The organism is Bartonella sp. TT110JLCBS (assembly GCF_042193405.1).
In the GTDB taxonomy this organism is placed as follows: domain Bacteria; phylum Pseudomonadota; class Alphaproteobacteria; order Rhizobiales; family Rhizobiaceae; genus Bartonella.
In genome coordinates, this window is record NZ_JBHILT010000002.1 from 204724 (window position 1) to 222354 (window position 17631).

General features: G+C 38.6%; 17 protein-coding genes and 1 pseudogene. 10 read left to right on the forward strand and 8 right to left on the reverse strand.

All coding sequences use genetic code 11. The features are described 5' to 3' along the window. Window positions 1-58 precede the first annotated feature (58 nt). A complete protein-coding gene (locus ACFILW_RS01920; protein ID WP_375645595.1) occupies window positions 59-1777 on the forward strand; it encodes a heparinase II/III family protein in 1719 nt (572 codons plus the stop codon). Window positions 1778-2745: 968 nt separating this feature from the next. On the opposite strand, the gene ACFILW_RS01925 is transcribed toward ACFILW_RS01920, so the two are convergent. The 3 genes from ACFILW_RS01925 to ACFILW_RS01935 form a co-directional block, all read right to left on the reverse strand. Continuing rightward, window positions 2746-2898, reverse strand: a complete 153-nt coding sequence (locus ACFILW_RS01925; RefSeq protein ID WP_273790070.1) for a DUF1127 domain-containing protein — start codon at window positions 2896-2898, stop codon at window positions 2746-2748. A gap of 345 nt (window positions 2899-3243) precedes the next feature. After that, entirely contained in the window at window positions 3244-4863 is a 1620-nt protein-coding gene (purH, locus tag ACFILW_RS01930) for a bifunctional phosphoribosylaminoimidazolecarboxamide formyltransferase/IMP cyclohydrolase (RefSeq protein ID WP_375684993.1), read from the reverse strand. Window positions 4864-5482: 619 nt separating this feature from the next. Further along, window positions 5483-6265: an SURF1 family protein gene (locus ACFILW_RS01935; protein WP_375684995.1), complete on the reverse strand. Its 783-nt coding sequence runs from the start codon at window positions 6263-6265 to the stop codon at window positions 5483-5485. 297 nt (window positions 6266-6562) lie between these two features. Between ACFILW_RS01935 and rpmB the strand changes: the two genes are divergently transcribed. The 3 genes and pseudogenes from rpmB to ACFILW_RS01950 form a co-directional block, all read left to right on the forward strand. Next, entirely contained in the window at window positions 6563-6880 is a 318-nt protein-coding gene (gene rpmB / locus ACFILW_RS01940; RefSeq protein WP_375622115.1) for a 50S ribosomal protein L28, read from the forward strand. Window positions 6881-6956: 76 nt separating this feature from the next. Further along, entirely contained in the window at window positions 6957-7640 is a 684-nt protein-coding gene (locus ACFILW_RS01945) for a VUT family protein (protein WP_375622116.1), read from the forward strand. Window positions 7641-7901: 261 nt separating this feature from the next. Next, a pseudogene (locus ACFILW_RS01950) lies at window positions 7902-8051 on the forward strand (HaeIII family restriction endonuclease); the annotation flags it as partial. 49 nt (window positions 8052-8100) lie between these two features. On the opposite strand, the gene cobT reads toward ACFILW_RS01950, so the two are convergent. The 3 genes from cobT to ACFILW_RS01965 all read right to left on the reverse strand — a co-directional run bounded on the left by cobT (window position 8101) and on the right by ACFILW_RS01965 (window position 11814). Beyond that, window positions 8101-9996 (reverse strand): cobaltochelatase subunit CobT, encoded by a 1896-nt coding sequence (gene cobT, locus ACFILW_RS01955; RefSeq protein WP_375684997.1) that lies wholly within the window; start codon window positions 9994-9996, stop codon window positions 8101-8103. 14 nt (window positions 9997-10010) lie between these two features. Next, complete coding sequence (gene cobS / locus ACFILW_RS01960) at window positions 10011-10991, reverse strand: cobaltochelatase subunit CobS (RefSeq protein ID WP_375608469.1); 981 nt, start codon at window positions 10989-10991, stop codon at window positions 10011-10013. 202 nt (window positions 10992-11193) lie between these two features. Then, the gene (locus tag ACFILW_RS01965; RefSeq protein ID WP_375639821.1) at window positions 11194-11814 is read right to left on the reverse strand and encodes a J domain-containing protein; all 621 of its coding nucleotides are present in this window, start codon (window positions 11812-11814) and stop codon (window positions 11194-11196) included. Between the two features lie 124 nt (window positions 11815-11938). Here ACFILW_RS01965 and ACFILW_RS01970 point away from each other — a divergent pair, with 124 nt between their 5' ends. Continuing rightward, window positions 11939-12211: a BolA family protein gene (locus ACFILW_RS01970; protein WP_375622119.1), complete on the forward strand. Its 273-nt coding sequence runs from the start codon at window positions 11939-11941 to the stop codon at window positions 12209-12211. A gap of 18 nt (window positions 12212-12229) precedes the next feature. Here the strand turns inward: ACFILW_RS01970 and ACFILW_RS01975 are convergent, their stop codons facing one another. Next, a complete protein-coding gene (locus ACFILW_RS01975) occupies window positions 12230-13198 on the reverse strand; it encodes a tyrosine recombinase XerC (RefSeq protein ID WP_375622120.1) in 969 nt (322 codons plus the stop codon). Window positions 13199-13201: 3 nt separating this feature from the next. Beyond that, window positions 13202-14023 carry a SapC family protein gene (locus tag ACFILW_RS01980; protein ID WP_375622121.1) on the reverse strand — a complete coding sequence of 274 codons (822 nt, stop codon included), beginning with the start codon at window positions 14021-14023 and terminating at the stop codon, window positions 13202-13204. A gap of 131 nt (window positions 14024-14154) precedes the next feature. Here ACFILW_RS01980 and rimM point away from each other — a divergent pair, with 131 nt between their 5' ends. The 5 genes from rimM to sdhD all read left to right on the forward strand — a co-directional run bounded on the left by rimM (window position 14155) and on the right by sdhD (window position 17627). Continuing rightward, the gene (gene rimM / locus ACFILW_RS01985; RefSeq protein ID WP_375622122.1) at window positions 14155-14712 is read left to right on the forward strand and encodes a ribosome maturation factor RimM; all 558 of its coding nucleotides are present in this window, start codon (window positions 14155-14157) and stop codon (window positions 14710-14712) included. Between the two features lie 281 nt (window positions 14713-14993). After that, on the forward strand, window positions 14994-15692 hold the full coding sequence (trmD, locus tag ACFILW_RS01990; protein WP_375684999.1) for a tRNA (guanosine(37)-N1)-methyltransferase TrmD: 699 nt from the start codon (window positions 14994-14996) through the stop codon (window positions 15690-15692). Window positions 15693-15902: 210 nt separating this feature from the next. Further along, window positions 15903-16343 carry a 50S ribosomal protein L19 gene (rplS, locus tag ACFILW_RS01995; protein WP_375645587.1) on the forward strand — a complete coding sequence of 147 codons (441 nt, stop codon included), beginning with the start codon at window positions 15903-15905 and terminating at the stop codon, window positions 16341-16343. A 477-nt stretch (window positions 16344-16820) separates the two neighbouring features. After that, entirely contained in the window at window positions 16821-17222 is a 402-nt protein-coding gene (sdhC, locus tag ACFILW_RS02000) for a succinate dehydrogenase, cytochrome b556 subunit (RefSeq protein WP_375685001.1), read from the forward strand. Window positions 17223-17240: 18 nt separating this feature from the next. Beyond that, the gene (sdhD, locus tag ACFILW_RS02005) at window positions 17241-17627 is read left to right on the forward strand and encodes a succinate dehydrogenase, hydrophobic membrane anchor protein (RefSeq protein ID WP_273790057.1); all 387 of its coding nucleotides are present in this window, start codon (window positions 17241-17243) and stop codon (window positions 17625-17627) included. Window positions 17628-17631: the final 4 nt, after the last annotated feature.

Consider the following 17631-nt stretch of genomic DNA (forward strand, 5'->3'; position numbering starts at 1 on the left):
CTTCATTTACAAAAATGGTCGAAATTGTATTTGATTCAGCATAAATGGAGATGAAATTTTGGCGGTTGCGGTAAAAGCTCCTCAGGTAAAAGTGGCAGCCTGTATCGATACGATACAGAATGTTATGCGGCGTTTATGGGTTGGACCATTGTTTCGTTGGCGGTTTTCAGGGTTTCGTCCTCATAAAATTTTAGCGCATCCCATGGATTTGCATGTAGCTGATCCGATGATGGCGCATGAATTTTATCATGGTCGTTTTGCTTTTGCTGGTCACATTGTTCATTCTGGTGCTGTTTCGCCGTTTTCATTGGTCCCGCCAACGCTTGAATGGGAAGCGGCTCTACATGATTTTCATTGGTTGCGCCATATGGAGGCAGCAGGAAGTGATTTAGCTTCTGCACATGCACGCTCTCTTTTAGAAGATTGGTTTGACCATGCTGGCAAGAAGGTAAAAGGACTTGCTTGGAGTGGTCCTGTTGTGGCGCGGCGCTTGATTTCATGGATTTGTCATTCGAAAATGTTGTTAGAAGGGGCAAGTGAGCGGTTTGAAAAACGCTTTTTGCGTGCACTTGGTTTGCAATTTCGTTATTTGCGCGTAACAATTTGTAGTATGGAGCACAATGATCAACGTTTACAAGCAGCAGTAGCTTTGACATTCGCATCTCTTGCTTTGCCTGTTTCTGCGGCAGTGAAAAAAAAGGTACAAACCACACTTATAGAGGAGCTTTCCCGTCAAATCCTAGTTGATGGTGGGCATATTTCCCGTAGTCCTGTTATTTTGCTGAATTTGTTATCGGATTTATTGTCGTTACGGCATCTTTTTATGCGTAGCAATGAAACAGCACCCCGTATTTTGATTGATTCTGTTGAGCGTATGTTGCCAGCTTTACGATTCTTTATCCATGAGGATCAAACGTTGGCTCATTTTAATGGGGTTGGTCCCCTTGTGTCGGAACGGTTATCATCGCTTTTGGAGCTTGATGAAACAGGAGGGCATCCTTTTAGTTATGCCCGTTATTCAGGATTTCAGCGCTTAAAAGCCAATCAAACAACAGTGCTTGCAGATACAGGAAAGTTTCCACCCCGCTCTGTAGCACAGCAGGCTTGTTCGGGGTGTTTGTCTTTTGAAATGTCTTCACAAGGGCACCGTTTTATTATCAATACCGGTGTTAATCCTGATGGGCGGGAAGATTATCGACATTTAGGGCGTGTTACTGCAGCACATTCAACAGCTACGCTTAATGATTGTTCAGTGGGTGCTTTTTATCATAAAAAGAAAAATGGCGCGCCATTTTTGTTTGATGGACCAACAGATGTTCAAGTGCGCCGTATAGAGGATTCAGAAAAAACGGGTTTTATTGCGAGTCATAATGGTTATGTGCGACCCTTTAATCTTATTCATGAGCGTGGTCTTATTTTGGCGACAAATGGAGATACGATCGAAGGTTTTGATCGCTTTTTTATGCCCAATAAAGGGGGAAAGAGACACAAGAGTGTGCAAAATGAACAAGATCATGTTGCTGTTCGCTTTCATCTTCATCCACAAGTTGAAGTTAACTATGATGGCAAACGTGTGTGTTTAGCCGTAAAGAACGAGAAGAGCGAACAAGTATGGTATTTTATATCGCCTGACGCAGATATTTGTCTTGAAGATTCAATTGATTTTGCAGAATTAACAGGTCCACAACGGACACAACAGATTGTTTTATATTTTCGTCCTGCATTTCAGGAAAAAGTTCGTTGGCGTTTTATCCGTAAAGCGTTTGATAAAAATTAGAACATTGTTCCAACCCATAGTATATTGGGTTTTATCTTGCGTGTTGCAAAACATTATCGTTTATTGTGGTCATATTCTCAAAATTTGAAGATTATATCAATTTTATACATGAAGCATTTTGTTGGAGTATGGGTTGAATGTTTTTAGGCAAGGTTTGCTCATAGGATCTCATGAGGTGATGCTAAAAGGGATTGGCTTCAGAAAAAAAGGTTTTTGAAAGATCATTGTTGACAGATGGGTACCAGTTAAGGATTTTGATCCTTTAAAAATATGGAGAGAAAATTAAGCTGTTGCTTATCTTCGATAAGTTCTTAAGTTGTGATGTTGGGATCAACATTTCTCTCTGAGAGAGTTGCATTACATAGGGTTACACTCCTCACGAAAAACAGAGCGCTATTGTATTGTATATTCACGGACTTATTTTAAAGAAAAATCCCTTAACGCTTCCAAGCCTATTTTGCGACGATGCCCGTGATGGGTATAACTGTAAATCCATTAAGCACCCCCCATCTTTATGCTTATGAAAGAGCAGTTCGGCACTATCACACTATTGATCAGTGCCCAATGTTTGTAACAGCTTTTGGCACTAGAGAGGGTTCATAAGCGGTATTTTTAGCTTTTTCTTAATAGTTTTTTATCCATACGGCTCTCCCCGCTTGTAACGTGCAGGCGAATGGTTTTGGTTAATTCAACATACATAGATTTGAAACGAGGGGGAGATTTGAAACGAGGGGGATTTTACGGTATTCAGGGTTCTAATTTAATATGAATAACGCTAAATTATTATTACAAATCAAAAGTTGTACATCATAGAAGCACTGAAAATTCGAGAAACAATACATAACAATGGCCGAGAAAAATAACTCTTCTGCTCTTTGTTATTATACTAAAAATAAAGTCATAATAACAAACCACAAAATGCGCGCTTTTTTATAGCAAAGCATTCTCTCAAATATCTCAAACAATTTTCATAAAGATTTACGCGAATAACGTCGTGCAATCGAATCAATATCACCTCGACAAATTCCAAGATCGCTGAGTTCATATGTTGAAAGACGACTTAACGCATTAACGGTTCGACGATAACGGCGCCAATTACTATAAAAACGTAGAATATTCATATCCTCTACTCAAACTTTTCATTACACTCTCTAGTTTAAGAATAGAGCATATTACTAAAAAGAGTTGTGTTATAATATCATAACAGGTATGCAATTACATAAAAAGTAATATCCCTTTAACATTTTCCTCATGTGAAAGGGCAACCATTAAAATGTTAATAAAAACATCTTATCCCTAAACAATGGCTAAATTATGTGCATTTTCTGCGGTGATAAACTTTTTCACGTGTAGATTCTTTGGATTGAATAACTGCTTCCATTTCAACAGTTATCAATAGTTATACGATAATTATGAAAAATTCCTTGAAACATTTGTCTCATACGAAGAGGGAATCAGCAAAATTATTAATGTCGGAAGTGTCGTGTTCCTGTAAAAACCATCGCTAATCCCTGTGCATCCGCTGCGGCGATAACTTCTTCATCACGCATGGAGCCTCCTGGTTGAATAATTGCTGTTGCCCCTGCTTCAGCTGCTGCTAATAAACCATCTGCAAAAGGAAAAAATGCATCTGATGCAACAACAGACCCTTTTGTGAGAGTTTCTGTTAAGCCTGCTCTTTGCGCACTTTCTGCTGCTTTACTTGCAGCAATTTTTGCTGAATCGATGCGGCTCATTTGTCCAGCTCCAATTCCAACTGTTGCGCTATTTTTCGCGTAAACAATAGCATTTGATTTAACGTGTTTTGCTACACGAAAAGCAAATTGAAGATCACGCATTTCATCTTGAGTTGGTGCCCGCTTTGTCACTACTTGCAATTTAAGATCATCAACCACCACATTATCACGCGATTGCACTAAAATGCCTCCTGCAAGTGTTTTCGCAAGAAGTCCTCCACAACGTGGATCAGGGACACCACCTGTAATAAGCAAACGAAGATTTTTTTTCTGCGCAATGATTTCACGTGCTGCCATTGTTGCGTCAGGCGCAATAATCACTTCCGTGAAAATTTTAACAATCTCTTCTGCACATTCTTCATCAAGGGTTTGATTTAAAGCAACAATTCCACCAAATGCCGATACATTATCACACATAAGAGCTTTCAAATAAGCTTCTTTCAAATTTTCTCCTTCCGCAACACCACAAGGATTGGCATGTTTAATAAGAGCGACAGCAGCGGTTTTTTGCGGATCAAATTCTGCCACAAGTTCAAAGGCTGCATCTGTATCATTCAGATTGTTATAAGAAAGCGCTTTGCCTTGTAAAAGTTTTGCTGTTGCAATACCAAAACGTTTTTCATTATTGCGATAAAATGCTGCCTGTTGATGTGGATTTTCCCCATAGCGCATAACACTTTCAAGATGACCAGAAAAACTCTGCCACGATGGAGTTTCAATTTCTAAATCCCTTGCAAACCACGATGCTATTGCCGTATCATAAGCAGCGGTGTGTGCATAAGCGCGCATTGCTAGCTGATGACGCATGGATAAGCTTAAACATCCATTATGCTGCTTTAATTCAGCTAGAATCGAATCATAATCTTTTATCGCTGTTACAACACCGGTATAAGCATAATTTTTTGCCGCGGCGCGAATCATCGCCGGTCCACCGATATCAATATTTTCAAGAATCGTTTGTCCATCAGCTCCCGATAGGATCGTCTCTTCAAAAGGGTAAAGATTCACCACCAAAAGATCAATTCCATAAATGCTGTTCTTTTCCATAGCTTCCCTATGGCTAGGATCTTCTCTTACTCCTAACAAAGCACCATGAATCAAAGGATGGAGTGTTTTTACACGTCCATCCATTATCTCAGGAAATCCAGTAACTTCAGCAACATCTTTTACGGGTAAACCAGCCGCTATGAGGGTTTTGGCTGTTCCTCCTGTTGAAATCAATTCAACATTGTAGGTAGCATGAAGAGCTTGTGCAAAAGCAACCACGCCCGTTTTATCAGACACAGAAAGAAGAACACGACGAACCTGATGAAGATCAGGTATGGGAAAATTTTTTCCAACAACACCCATAATAGAAGCCTTAAAAATGAAAGAGTTAAAATTCTAGTAAAACAAGCTTATACATTTATAGCATAAGCCTTTAGCAAAATACACTGAAAGGATAAACTGTCTTTTTAGAATATAGAATACTCACCTTTTTCTATTATCCTGTAAAAACCTCTCATTTGAGGTGTGATGATAGGTATAAAAGTCTCATTGAGACATTAAATGTTTTTTTGTTGCTTATAACTCAACATCTCATTTTTATAGCAGTTGTGAAACAAAAAATGCTTCCGTATGTTCTCTGCTATATTAGCCTTTATACTAGATGAAGGCGAAAGTATTGCGTGTATCGATTGGAGTAATCTCTGAAATGGGAAATAATCTAATGAAGCAAGAATATAAAATTATAAAGACAAAAATGAGTGCCTATCTTTCCTATCATTTTTAAATTTAACTTTATGTTTTTCAAAAGCGTTTATGACAATTTTTTTAAGAGTGTCGCGTAAATCTTTTGTGAATGGTATAAAGCTCATTGTATGCCTACGATCTTTAATTTAACAAAGGCGCAAGTTGGTAGCTTTTGTTCTCTTTATCAGTTTTCAAGATTCTAAAAATTTTTGTTACTTGAGATGGAAAAGGTATTTTTTTAGTTTTTTTGCCGTAGCAGAAAAAGAAAACCTCCTAACACACCAGCAGCTAAAATAAACCACGTGATTGCATAAACGAGATGATTATTTCGAAAATGAATAATCGTAAGACCAACGACAGGAAGGTTTGCTTGTGGGGTTGTTTTTCTGGCATCAATGAAATAAGGAGCAACAGTGGACAAACCAAGTTTTTGTGCCATAGCGGGGAGATCGCGCGTATACCATAAATTTTTGTCAGGATTATTTTTACGCGGGAAAAATCCATTTTTTTCACTCATGCGTAATAAACCTATAATCGTTGTTTGTTCTGTGTCCGTGGTAGAATTTTGCTGAGATGAAGCATTTTTATGTAATTGCTCTGAGTTTTGAAAATTGTTACGCTCATCCATAGGGATAAAACCACGGTTGATAAAGATCAGTGTATTATCAGCAGTTTGTAAAGGAGTCAAAACCCAATAGCCTGTAGTATTTTGAGCGGCAGCAGTGACTAAAATATTTTTATCTGTTAAAAATTTTCCTGTGATAACAACAGGTTGATATTCATTTTTTTCAAAAGTAATATCTGACCATTGATTTTTTAGGGGGGCTTTTATGGGGGGCAAATGAATGCGCTGATTGGCACTGGTGATAAGATTTGTTTTCCAGTTTAACCGTTGTACTTGCCATATACCTAATGCGCTAAAGAGAAGAAAAAAACAAATACATAAAGTTCCAAATAAAAAAGAAGAAAAACGGCAAGAATTTCCCTGAAGCTTTGTCATGGGGGGCTCTTTTTTTCTCATGATTTATGCTTCCTTTCGGGACAATAGGCTTTTATTCTAACATGGTATATATTTAAAAAAAACATTTTGTACGCTTTTTGGCGGAATTTGCACGTCTTATTGAGGAAAAAGATGAAAAATGAGCCAACAAGAGATGAAAAAGGTTTTATAAAAGACTTGACCTTTTGTTGTCGACCCCCTATTAGAAAGAAACTTCCCAATGATGCCCGTTCAAGGTTGCATTGCGCGTGTTTTGCGTTCATTGTGTCCTTTGGGTATGGGGATTTGAAAGTTTCTTAGAGTTTAAGGGTGAGGTTTATGTCTCGTGCATGTGAATTGACAGGGAAGACGGTTCTGTATGGTAATAATGTTAGCCATGCAAATAATAAGACTCGGCGTCGTTTTTTACCAAATCTTTGCAATGTGACATTGATTTCAGAGGTGTTACAGCAAAGTTATCGCTTGCGCATTTCAGCAAGTGCATTGCGTTCTGTTGAGCACCGCGGTGGTCTTGATGGTTTTTTGATTAAAGCAGACGATAAAGAGTTGTCACAACGTGCGCGTTTGTTAAAACGCCAAATCGTTAAGAAAAAAGCTGAGCAAGAAGGTGAGCAGAAGGCTGAGCAGGCAGCGTAATTTTCAGCGTTATTGTTTTTGGCTTTTTTCTTTTTGATCGCGCTGTTTTATTGGTTCCATATCCCAGGTTAAAAAAATGTCTTCAAGCGGTCCTTTATTAGAACAGCAAAAGAAAAGGTATGTTGTTTTTTCTATTTTTGCAATGTGCTTTGCTGTCACAGCTTCTAATATTTTAGTTCAATATCCTGTCTATTGGTTTGATTTGAATGAGCTGTTGACTTATGGGGCTTTTACTTATCCATTTGCTTTTCTAATCAATGATTTGACCAATCGCTTTTATGGGCCATCTGCGGCGCGGCGTGTGGTTTATGCTGGTTTTTTTGCGGGTGTCTTTGTTTCTTGGATATTGGCGACACCACGACTTGCTCTTGCTTCTAGTTTTGCATTTTTATTTGGGCAACTCCTTGATATTGTTGTTTTTACTCCTTTGCGACGTAAAACATGGTGGAAAGCACCTTTAGCAGCAGCGTTGGTTGGTTCGGCTTTGGATACAGTGTTGTTTTTTTCTCTTGCTTTTTCTAGCTTTTTTGCCGTTCTTGATAAGATAACAGGCTATGCTGATAGTTCACTGGTGGAGAGTACTGTTTTGGGAGGGATAGGCATGCCAGTTTGGCTCTCACTTGCTTTTGGTGATTTTTCGGTAAAAATTATTATGAGTCTGTTGATGTTGATTCCTTATGGAACAATTCTTAACATCGTAAAGCTTCCTCTTTATCAAAGTCATTCAAAGGATAATTCTTCTTTTGTTTGTAATAAATAATGATTTTTATCTTTTTGTTTTACTGAAGGTGAAAGTCTAGGCATTATATTTTCTGTGAGAGCAGCATTTTAGAGCTATGTCTAGTGGAGATATTTTTCTATATATGTATATTTCAATATTTAAATATAATGAAATAACACAAGATCGAGGCAAAAACGGGTGATTATTCAGTCTTTTAATTTGAAGGGTACTCTGGGATATGGTTGTAAATGAAAAGTTCTAAGCAAAACTTTATCAGTCGCAATATAACCAGAAAGTAAAAACAAACTCATTATAATTTTTGAAGATGGTTGGAGCATTTCTTTTAGAATTCATAATGCATCCAGTAAAGTAGAAGCTTTCTTAAAGTTCGATATTCAATTTGTGGGATTATCTTCTCAGGTTGTTAGCCATCAAATTCCGATGGTTTAATGATAGAAATAATTTTTTAAAATGTAATCGTTGCTGATTCAAGGCAAGTTTATTTCTTATGAATATAAGTCCTTTTATCACTAAAAAGTATTTCTAATTGTTTTGTTATGGCATCGGCAAGTTCTTCAGCATTCATAATTGTTACAGCACGTTGATAATAACGTGTGACGTCATGACCAATTCCAATGGCAATAAGTTCGATAGGAGAATGTGTTTGGATTTCTTGAATCACTGCGCGTAAATGTTTTTCTAGATAATTGCTGGAATTGACCGATAGTGTCGAATCGTCAACAGGGGCACCATCAGAAATGACCATAAGAATGCGACGTTGTTCACGCCGTGATAAAAGGCGTTGATGAGCCCAAATCAGAGCTTCTCCGTCGATATTTTCTTTTAATAATCCTTCTTGCATCATCAAGCCTAAATTGCGTCGTGCGCGACGCCATGGGGTATCAGCACTTTTATAGATGATATGGCATAAATCATTGAGGCGTCCAGGATGATGAGTTTTATGTTGTGCGAGCCATTTTTCGCGTGACTTTCCCCCTTTCCAAGTTTTAGTGGTAAAACCTAAAATTTCAACTTTGACACCACAACGCTCAAGCGTTTGTGCCAAAATGTCCGTGCAACTTGCAGCAACGCTAATGGGGCGTCCGCGCATTGAGCCAGAATTATCAATGAGAAGTGAAACAACTGTGTCCCGAAATTGGGTGTTGCTTTCCATTTTAAAAGAAAGGGGTTGTGTTGGATCAATAATAAGGCGTGGAAGCCGTGCGGTATCGAGATATCCTTCCTCAAGGTCAAAGTTCCAGTTGCGATTTTGTTGTGCCATAAGACGGCGCTGAAGACGGTTTGCTAAACGTCCAACAATGTTTTGGAGATGATTGATTTGCTTATCAAGATAACGGCGTAAGTGATCTAACTCGTTTTCAGAACAAAAATCTGTTGCTTCCAAAATTTCATCAAATTGACGGGTGAAGATTTTATAATTGCCAAGTCTTTCCATTTGTTCCGAATCAGAAAAAAGGTGTTTGGGTCTGCTCGGCTTTTCTTGCCAAGGTCCATTTTTTTGTTCGCCGTCAGCTTGATCATTGTTGTTTGAGTGTGTCGCTTGTGTTTTTCCGTCGTCTTGCACATCACTTTCTTGTTCAGTGCTGGTTTTTTCTTCACTTTGAGCGCGTTTTTTGTTTTTACTTTCTTCTTTTGCTTGGTCTTGAGGTTCACATTCGTTTTTTAATTTTTTATTATTTTCACTATTAGAAGCTTCATCTTGTTGCACTGTCATTTTGAGTGTAACAAGCATTTGGCAAACGATCTGCGCAAAAGCCTTTTGGTTGTAAATATGATGTGGGAGTTCATTGAGTTGTGATGCTGCTTTTTGTTCGAGTTCTTGACGCCACAATTCTAAAACAGGACCCGCTTCTCTTGGAGCAGTGCGCTTTGTTATTTTTTCGCGCAATAAAAGTGCAATCGCTTCTTGGATGGGGGCTTCACTTTGGTCGCTAATTTTATGATAATGAGCTCTTTGGTATTTATCGGCGAGCATGATATCAAGGTTTTTTGCAAGTCCTTCCATGGCTAAAGTACCAATTGCTTCAACACGTGTTTGTTCGAGGGCATCAAAGACAGCACGTGCTTCTGATTCTAGTGGAGAAAATTGCATGTGAATGCGGTTGTCATGCCATGCTTTGCGCAGAGCCATGGAATCACCTAATCCGCGGGTAATGGTGATGGCTTTATTCGTTGCGTATTGAGGTAATTCTGGTAAACGCGCGCAACTTTCGCTTAAAGATGGTCGGTTATGACTAAAGGAAACTTCAAGGTCGTTTGTGCCTGCAATCGCACGCATACAGGTGGAAAGTGCTTTTTTAAAAGCTTCAGTATTAAGAGTGTTGTTGGAAGAATCTTTTGCCGGATTTTTGTTGTCGCCAATATCGGTAGCCATGAGTGACAGATTCCTTAAGGCGAAACACCATGAATGAGTGATTCGGGAAGCTCTTGTCCAAAGGCGCGTTGATAAAATTCTGCAACAGTGGCACGTTCGAGCTCATCACATTTATTGAGAAAGGTTAATCGGAAGGCAAAGCCGACATCTTGAAAAATTGTTGTATTTTCTGCCCAAGTAATGACGGTACGTGGACTCATGACAGTTGAAAGATCTCCATTGATAAAAGATTGGCGTACCATATCAGCAACATGAACCATTTGTGAAATTATCTTTTTTCCTTCAGTCGTTTGAAAGGATTTGACCTTTGAACAAATGATATTAACCTCTTTATCATGGGGTAAATAATTGAGTATTGTAACAATAGACCAGCGGTCCATTTGAGCTTGATTAATTTGTTGGGTACCATGATAGAGACCAGTTGTATCACCAAGACCAATGGTGTTTGCCGTTGCAAAAAGACGAAACGCTGGATGGGGAGAGATGACACGGCTTTGATCAAGTAAGCTTAGTTTTCCAGAGGTTTCAAGAACGCGTTGGATAACAAACATAACATCGGGACGCCCCGCATCATATTCGTCGAAAACAAGAGCAATATTATTTTGATAAGCCCATGGCAAAATGCCCTCTTTAAATTCAGTGATTTGTAAACCATCTTTTAAAACGATAGCATCTTTTCCTACAAGATCGATACGACTTACATGACTATCGAGATTAATGCGAAGACAAGGCCAGTTAAGACGTGCAGCAACTTGTTCAATATGCGTTGATTTCCCTGTACCGTGATAGCCAGAAACCATTACACGGCGGTTAAAGGTAAAACCTGCGAGAATCGCTAAAGTTGTTTGCTGATCAAAAAGATAATCAGGATCGATATCAGGGACATGGGGACTTTTTGTGCTAAAAGCAGGGACTTTCAGATCTGTTTCAATATGAAATAGATCGCGAGCACAAAGTGTAATATCGGGCAAATTTTCAACGGTAAGATTTGTCATTATGTTTCTGGAAGGGAGAGGACGCTATTTATTCATTAGAAACGATACAAGAGTTAAAGTATTTATGCAATGCTCTATAATGAGAGCCTTAGATATTGAAGAAAGATTTTTTTACGTATTCTATAATGTTTTGCAAAAAAAGTAACATTTTGCGCAAATAATGATGGTCTAAATGAAAATAGACTCATATAAGCGCATGTTTTCAGCACAAACCAGACTTTTTTAGCAAATTGTAAGCATGTAAAACATCACGAAAGCGCTCTTCTGAAGCACGATTACCACCATTGGAATCAGGATGGTGCTTTTTTACCAACTCTTTATATTTCATTTTGATGTCTTCTGCTGAAGCGTTTGCCTGTAGTCCCAGTGTATCAAAAGCTTTTGCTTCTAAGGGCTTTAATTTTCGTGAGAACTTATTGCTTGAATGCTGCCCAGTAAAAAGCGTGAAGGGATCGCGCATGCGATTTTGATAGGCAGCTGTGCCAGAGCGAATCTTTGCATAATTCGCGGCTGTTTTTTTCGATGTACCATTGCTCAGATCTGTAGGCCATGTCGGACGATGTCCTGTGAGAGCATCCTTTTGAAATTTTGCGATATCTTTATTGCTAAGACCAGAGAAGTAATTAAAATTTTTATTATAGGCGCGTACGTGTTCAATACAAAAATATAAATATTGTCCTTCGTGATTTCGACCTGCTGGTGCTTTATGGGCCCCTGTTTTTTCACAACCTTCCCACTGACACTGTTGCGCTTCTGGCTCAGCTTTTTGTTTTTTATTTGAGCTTATGCGAATTGAATCGAATAATTTAGATGTTATTGTCATATTATTGGTTTATGCAAAATTGATTAATTTTACAAGAATTGACTTTTGAAAAATTTGTTTTCACACTTATTCTATTATGAAAAAGGTGTATTTTTGCACGTTCATTTTGTTTGAGGAATGAAAAATGTTTATAGAAACAATAATCCAGAGAAAGCTTCAGGATGCTTTTCATCCGCAAAAGCTTGAAGTGATTAACGAAAGTCATCTTCATGAGGGGCATTCTCATAATGAACATGCTTTTGATGGTAAAGGAGAAACACATTTTCGAGTGAAAATTTTATCTTCTTCTTTTTCCAATATGACACGCGTAGAAATACATCGAGCGATTTATAAAGTTTTACAAGAAGAGTTAGCTACTTGTGTCCATGCTTTGGCACTTGAGGTTGAAACACTCTAATTTTTTGATGAGACACTTTTAGGAACGGGGATGGGCCTTTTGATAAATTTTTAACAAATGGTCTGTATCGACATGGGTATAGATTTGTGTGGTGGAAAGGCTAGCGTGCCCAAGAAGTTCTTGAATCGTGCGCAAATCTCCCCCCCGTGATAAAAGATGGGTGGCAAAAGAATGGCGCAGTGTATGGGGCGTTGCAGTTTCTGGTAAACCAAGGCTTGCTCGTAAGTTGCGTACAGCTTTCTGAATAATGGCGGGTTGTAGGGGACCGCCTCGTGCCCCGCGAAATATGGGTTGGTTATCCACTAAAGGATATGGGCAACAATTGAGATAATTTTGTACAGCTTCGTAAACAATTTTGATGAGGGGAACAAGGCGTGTTTTTCCCCCTTTTCCTGTTATAAATAAACTTGTTTTTTCAGGATCAGAAAATTGTTCTGGTGTGAGGCTTAAGGCTTCTGATATTCGCATTCCACAGCCATAGAGAAGCATGAGGACAGCAGCATTACGAGCGCTAATCCAAGGTTCATTTTCTAGCTGGTTTTCTTGTTTGACTATGTGAAGTGCTGATTTTATCGCTAAAGGTTTTGGGAGCAATTTGGGGTGTTTGGGGCTTCGGATAAGTTGAGCCGCGGGAACATTGACGATTCCTTCACGTGATAAGTATTTGAAAAAAGAACGGATGCCTGCCACCCCTCGGCTTAAAGAGCGCGCACTTACATTGTTTGTACGCCGATAAGCAAGATAAGCACGCAAGTCACTGATGCGTAAATGAGAAAGATCTGTAAGGGTTGGTGTATGGCTTAAGTGTTGACAGAGAAAAGACAAAAATTGCCGCGTATCACGTTCATAGGCTTGCACTGTTTGTGCTGACATACGACGTGTTTGGGTAAGACACTCTAACCAATTTTTCCTTGCGTTTAAAACTGCATGATCTGCTGGAATGAGAGGAATATTTTCATCTTTTCTCTTGTCGTTTTTGATAGGCATTATCTAGTTGAGGGTTTCTTTCTTTTTAGATTTTTCATCGTTAGAATGATCATTCTTGTTTTGGGGTTGCTCTTCACGATTGATAAGTTGCTTTTCACCTTTGAGAGAGAGTATTTTTAAAAGATTGTGCGTTGACATCAAATGCGCAAAAATTAATCCTAAAAAGCCATTTTTATGAAGTTTGGCAAGTTGGCTTGCTGATAATTTATTCAATTTTTCTTCATCAACAACCCAAAAATGTTCCAATTGCGCTGAGAGACCTTTATCGTTTTTCACATTGATGGATTTTTGGCTTAGAAGATCCATTTCTACAAGAGCATCAATAAACTCAGAGGTTTTCTCCATAGCAATTTTAAAACTTTCAAGAAAGCGAATACGTTCTTCCATAAAAGGAGAAATAGAGCCGTCAGAATTAAAAAGTTCTGTTCCTGCAACTTCATTAAACATACCTGACTGTTGATCAAAGCAAACAGAAAGTTCTTTTTCATTGCTAATTTGTGCCAAAACAAAAGGATAGCGACGGACAAAAGCGGGAACATAAGTATTGTTTTTCCAACTTTTATCAGAAGTGATATAGTCATTTTCGTCATTAGAAAGACCGACAAGAGCTGCGGATGTGTAGTGCCGTTTTTTTTGTTCATCTTCGGCGCACATAAATAAAATAGGATAGTCTAGTGCTGCTTGAAAATATTCAGTACTTGCTAAAGGAACCCAGTGCGTATCTTTGGCAAAAGACATATCACTTGGAGGGGCAAATTTTAGATTTTTATGGGAAATTTTGTTGATTGGTGTGATATCTTTGTAAAATAGCATAATATTTGCCATAAGACTTTCTCCTTTATTAATTTGTTTTTGTTACCAAGAAAGGTCTTTTAGAAGATTGTCTCATATGGCAACAAGATTGAATAGAAAACTATAAGATTGAAGGGTTCATTTTTGAGAGATAATATTTTTGCATGAAGTATAATAAAGAAAAGCTTAAAAATAAAGTCTATCTTGCCATTATTGGTATGCCTCATGGTATAAAGGGTGGTGTTTTTGTTAAAATTCTAAGTGCTGAGCCACAGCGTTTCAAGTCTTACAGCACTCTTTATGATGATATGGGGCGTTCTTATGAAATTGTAACTCTTCGCATACAAAAAAATAAGGCGATTGTACGTTTTAAAGGGGTAGAAAATCGTAATGCGGCTGAGTCTTTAAAAGGTATTCGCCTTTATGTGACGCGTGATCAATTAATTGACGATTTGATGGAGGATGAGTTTTATCAGGTCGATTTAATAGGCTTGTGTGTTCAAGATTGTGGTGGAAAAACCTTAGGTGAAGTGTGTGGTTTTTTTAATTTCGGGGCTGGTGATTTGCTTGAAATACGTTTGAATACGGGCAAAAGAGCGCTCATTCCCTTTAGTAAGGCGGCGGTACCAGAAATTTGTATGGATTCTGGTTTTCTTGTTGTTGATCCCATGGCAGCTGGTTTAATTGATGGGGGAGACAGTGATAAAAAGGAAATAGCTTGAATCTAAAAAAATAAAAAGTGGAAAATGTTAAGAATGCAAGTGATCCAAAATGGAATACTGGTGTTTTGATATTCTAAATATTGCTTGGATTTTTAGAGGGGGAGAGTAAAGATCTTTATTTTAAAGCGCGAGTATTGAAGAGAGGGATAGTATTGAATATGGCATAAGATAGCAGATGGAGGAGATTTAGATTAACGCTATAGCGTTATAAGGTCTGCTTTGTGCTATTTTTACTATAAGAGTCTGTTTAAGAATAAGAAAATGAGGATGAAAAAATAAAAATGAAGTTTCAGGCGCGCGTTTTAACTCTTTATCCTGAAATGTTTCCTGGTTTTTTAGGGTATTCTTTAGCTGGGCAAGCTTTAGAGCGCGGAATTTGGTCACTAGAGACAGTGCAGATTAGGGATTTTGCGTTGGATAAACACCATAGCGTTGATGATACACCAGCTGGTGGGGGGGCTGGTATGGTGATGCGGGCGGATGTATTGGCGGCTGCACTTGATAGTTATCCAGAGGATTCGCCAAGATTGTTGATGAGTCCACGTGGGCGCCCTTTTGACCAAGCTTATGCGCATAGCTTGGCTCGTGATACGGGTGTAACGTTGGTTTGTGGACGTTTTGAAGGGGTTGATGAGCGAGTCATAGAAGCACGAGAATTAGAAGAAGTCTCTATTGGTGATTATATTCTTTCAGGGGGTGAAACAGCTGCATTGGTTATCTTAGATGCTATCATACGTCTTCTGCCTGGAGTGATGGGGAATGCCGCTTCTGCAAAGTGTGAAAGTTTTGAAAATGGCTTGCTGGAACATCCGCAATATACACGCCCTTCTCTTTTCGAAGGGCGGAGTATCCCGCCTGTGTTGCTCTCAGGTCATCACAAAGCGATCGCAGATTGGCGTCAAAGCCAAGCCGAATTGTTAACACGTCAACGTCGCCCTGATCTTTATGCGCGTTATGATAAAAATCATCAGAAAACTTGATTCATATGATAAGGTGGTGTATTGCATGGCTCTCTTTTTAGAGAGTTTTTTATAAAAGGTTTTCTGGTAGTTCCAAAATTAAAATGAAGGAATGGTGTATTCGCTCCTGTGTAAGACATAGCCTAAAGAGCTCCTTATTCTTAATAAAGGCTTTTTTGGTAAGAGTTGAGCGCTCTGACTGTTCGATAAAGAACATGAAGGATAAAAGAAATGAATATTATCGCACAACTTGAAGCTGAACAATGTGCAAAAATTGAAGAAAAGCGCCAATTTCCAGCATTTAAGCCAGGAGATACAGTCCGGGTCATGGTGCGTGTGACGGAGGGTACGCGGACGCGTGTTCAGGCTTATGAAGGTGTTTGTATTGCACGTTCAGGCGGTGGGTTGAATGAGACCTTTACTGTACGCAAGATTTCTTATGGTGAAGGGGTGGAACGGGTGTTTCCTGTTTATTCTCCTTTGATTGAAGGTGTTGAGCTGGTGCGCCGTGGTAAAGTGCGCCGTGCAAAACTCTATTATCTTCGTGGTTTGAGAGGTAAAGCTGCGCGTATCGCTGAAAAGAGAGATTATCGGAAAAAAGCTGAAAAGGTTGTTGAGAAAGTAGAAGCAGCATCTGTCAGCACAGATGTTGAAGCGCAAGTTGCTGAGTAAAGATTATATCGGCTAAACTTTATGCAAAAGCGGCTTTTATGCCGCTTATTTGTGTCTTTCGTGATTCGTTTTGTCTTTTAAAAGGCTTGGAGGGGATATAAAAATGTTTAATCTATCAATTTTTTCCTCTTTATTATTCTTAATCATGGGTGCAATTTAAGAGACCATTGTATATATCGTGGATACTCAAAAAGATAAGTTTAATCTGAAAAAATGCCTGTTTATATTTGAGAAAAGATGTTAGGCCTTTGACGTGAAGATAAAATTGTATTAGATTAAAGCAAGTTTTGCGGATCATATCCGTGGAGTAATCGGTTTTTTTTATGCGTGACCTTTAATCCGTTATTTGAGACAACCGACCTGTAGTATCGGTATCTTGAGATGCCAAACAAGTGAAAACGAGAGAATATATTTAGTCGTTTTGCGCGAACTTTCTCGTTCATTGCGGTTGCAGTAAAAACCAGGTCAGGATATTTTATGACAGAGAAAACTAGGATAAAAGAGCGCCCTCGTTCCCCTCATATAAGTATTTATCGTTGGACAATTACTATGGCTATGTCCATTGCACACCGCATTACAGGTATGGCACTTTATGTTGGAACGGTTTTTCTTGCTGTTTGGTTAATTGCTATTGCGTGTGGGGAGGAGGCATTCAGAACGGTTCACGAGATTTATAGTTCTTGGTTTGGATTGTGTATTTTGTTTCTTTATACTTTGGCAGGGGTTCATCACATGGTTGGTGGTGTTCGCCACATTGTTTGGGATCTGAAACCTTGCCTTTTGGCAAAAGAAAAGGCAACAGTCACTGCTTGGGCGACAGTGTTTATTTCTCTTATTGTTACTTTTGCGATTTGGATTATTGGATATACCGTTGTTTAGCTGGGGGTGAAAAGAGATATGAAAAAAGATTTTCGAACGGAACTTGGAAAAGTACGGGGGCGTGGCAGTGCTCATGAAGGAACAGAGCATTTTTGGTTAGAACGTTTGACAGGGTTTATCAATCTACCACTTTTGATATTTTTTATTGTTCTTATTCTTTCGCTTGTGGGAAAGGACTATAGCATTGTGCGTGCACGGCTTGCACATCCTATTGTTGCTATTTTGATGGGATTGATGACTTTTTCGGTCCTTTATTATATGAAACTTGGTATGCAGGTGGTGATTGAAGATTATATTCCACGTGAAGGTTTCCGGATATTCTTTTTGACGTTAAATATTTTATTTTGTTTTCTCATAGGTGGTATCATTATTTTTTCTCTTTTGAAAATTGCATTAGGGGGTTAAACAA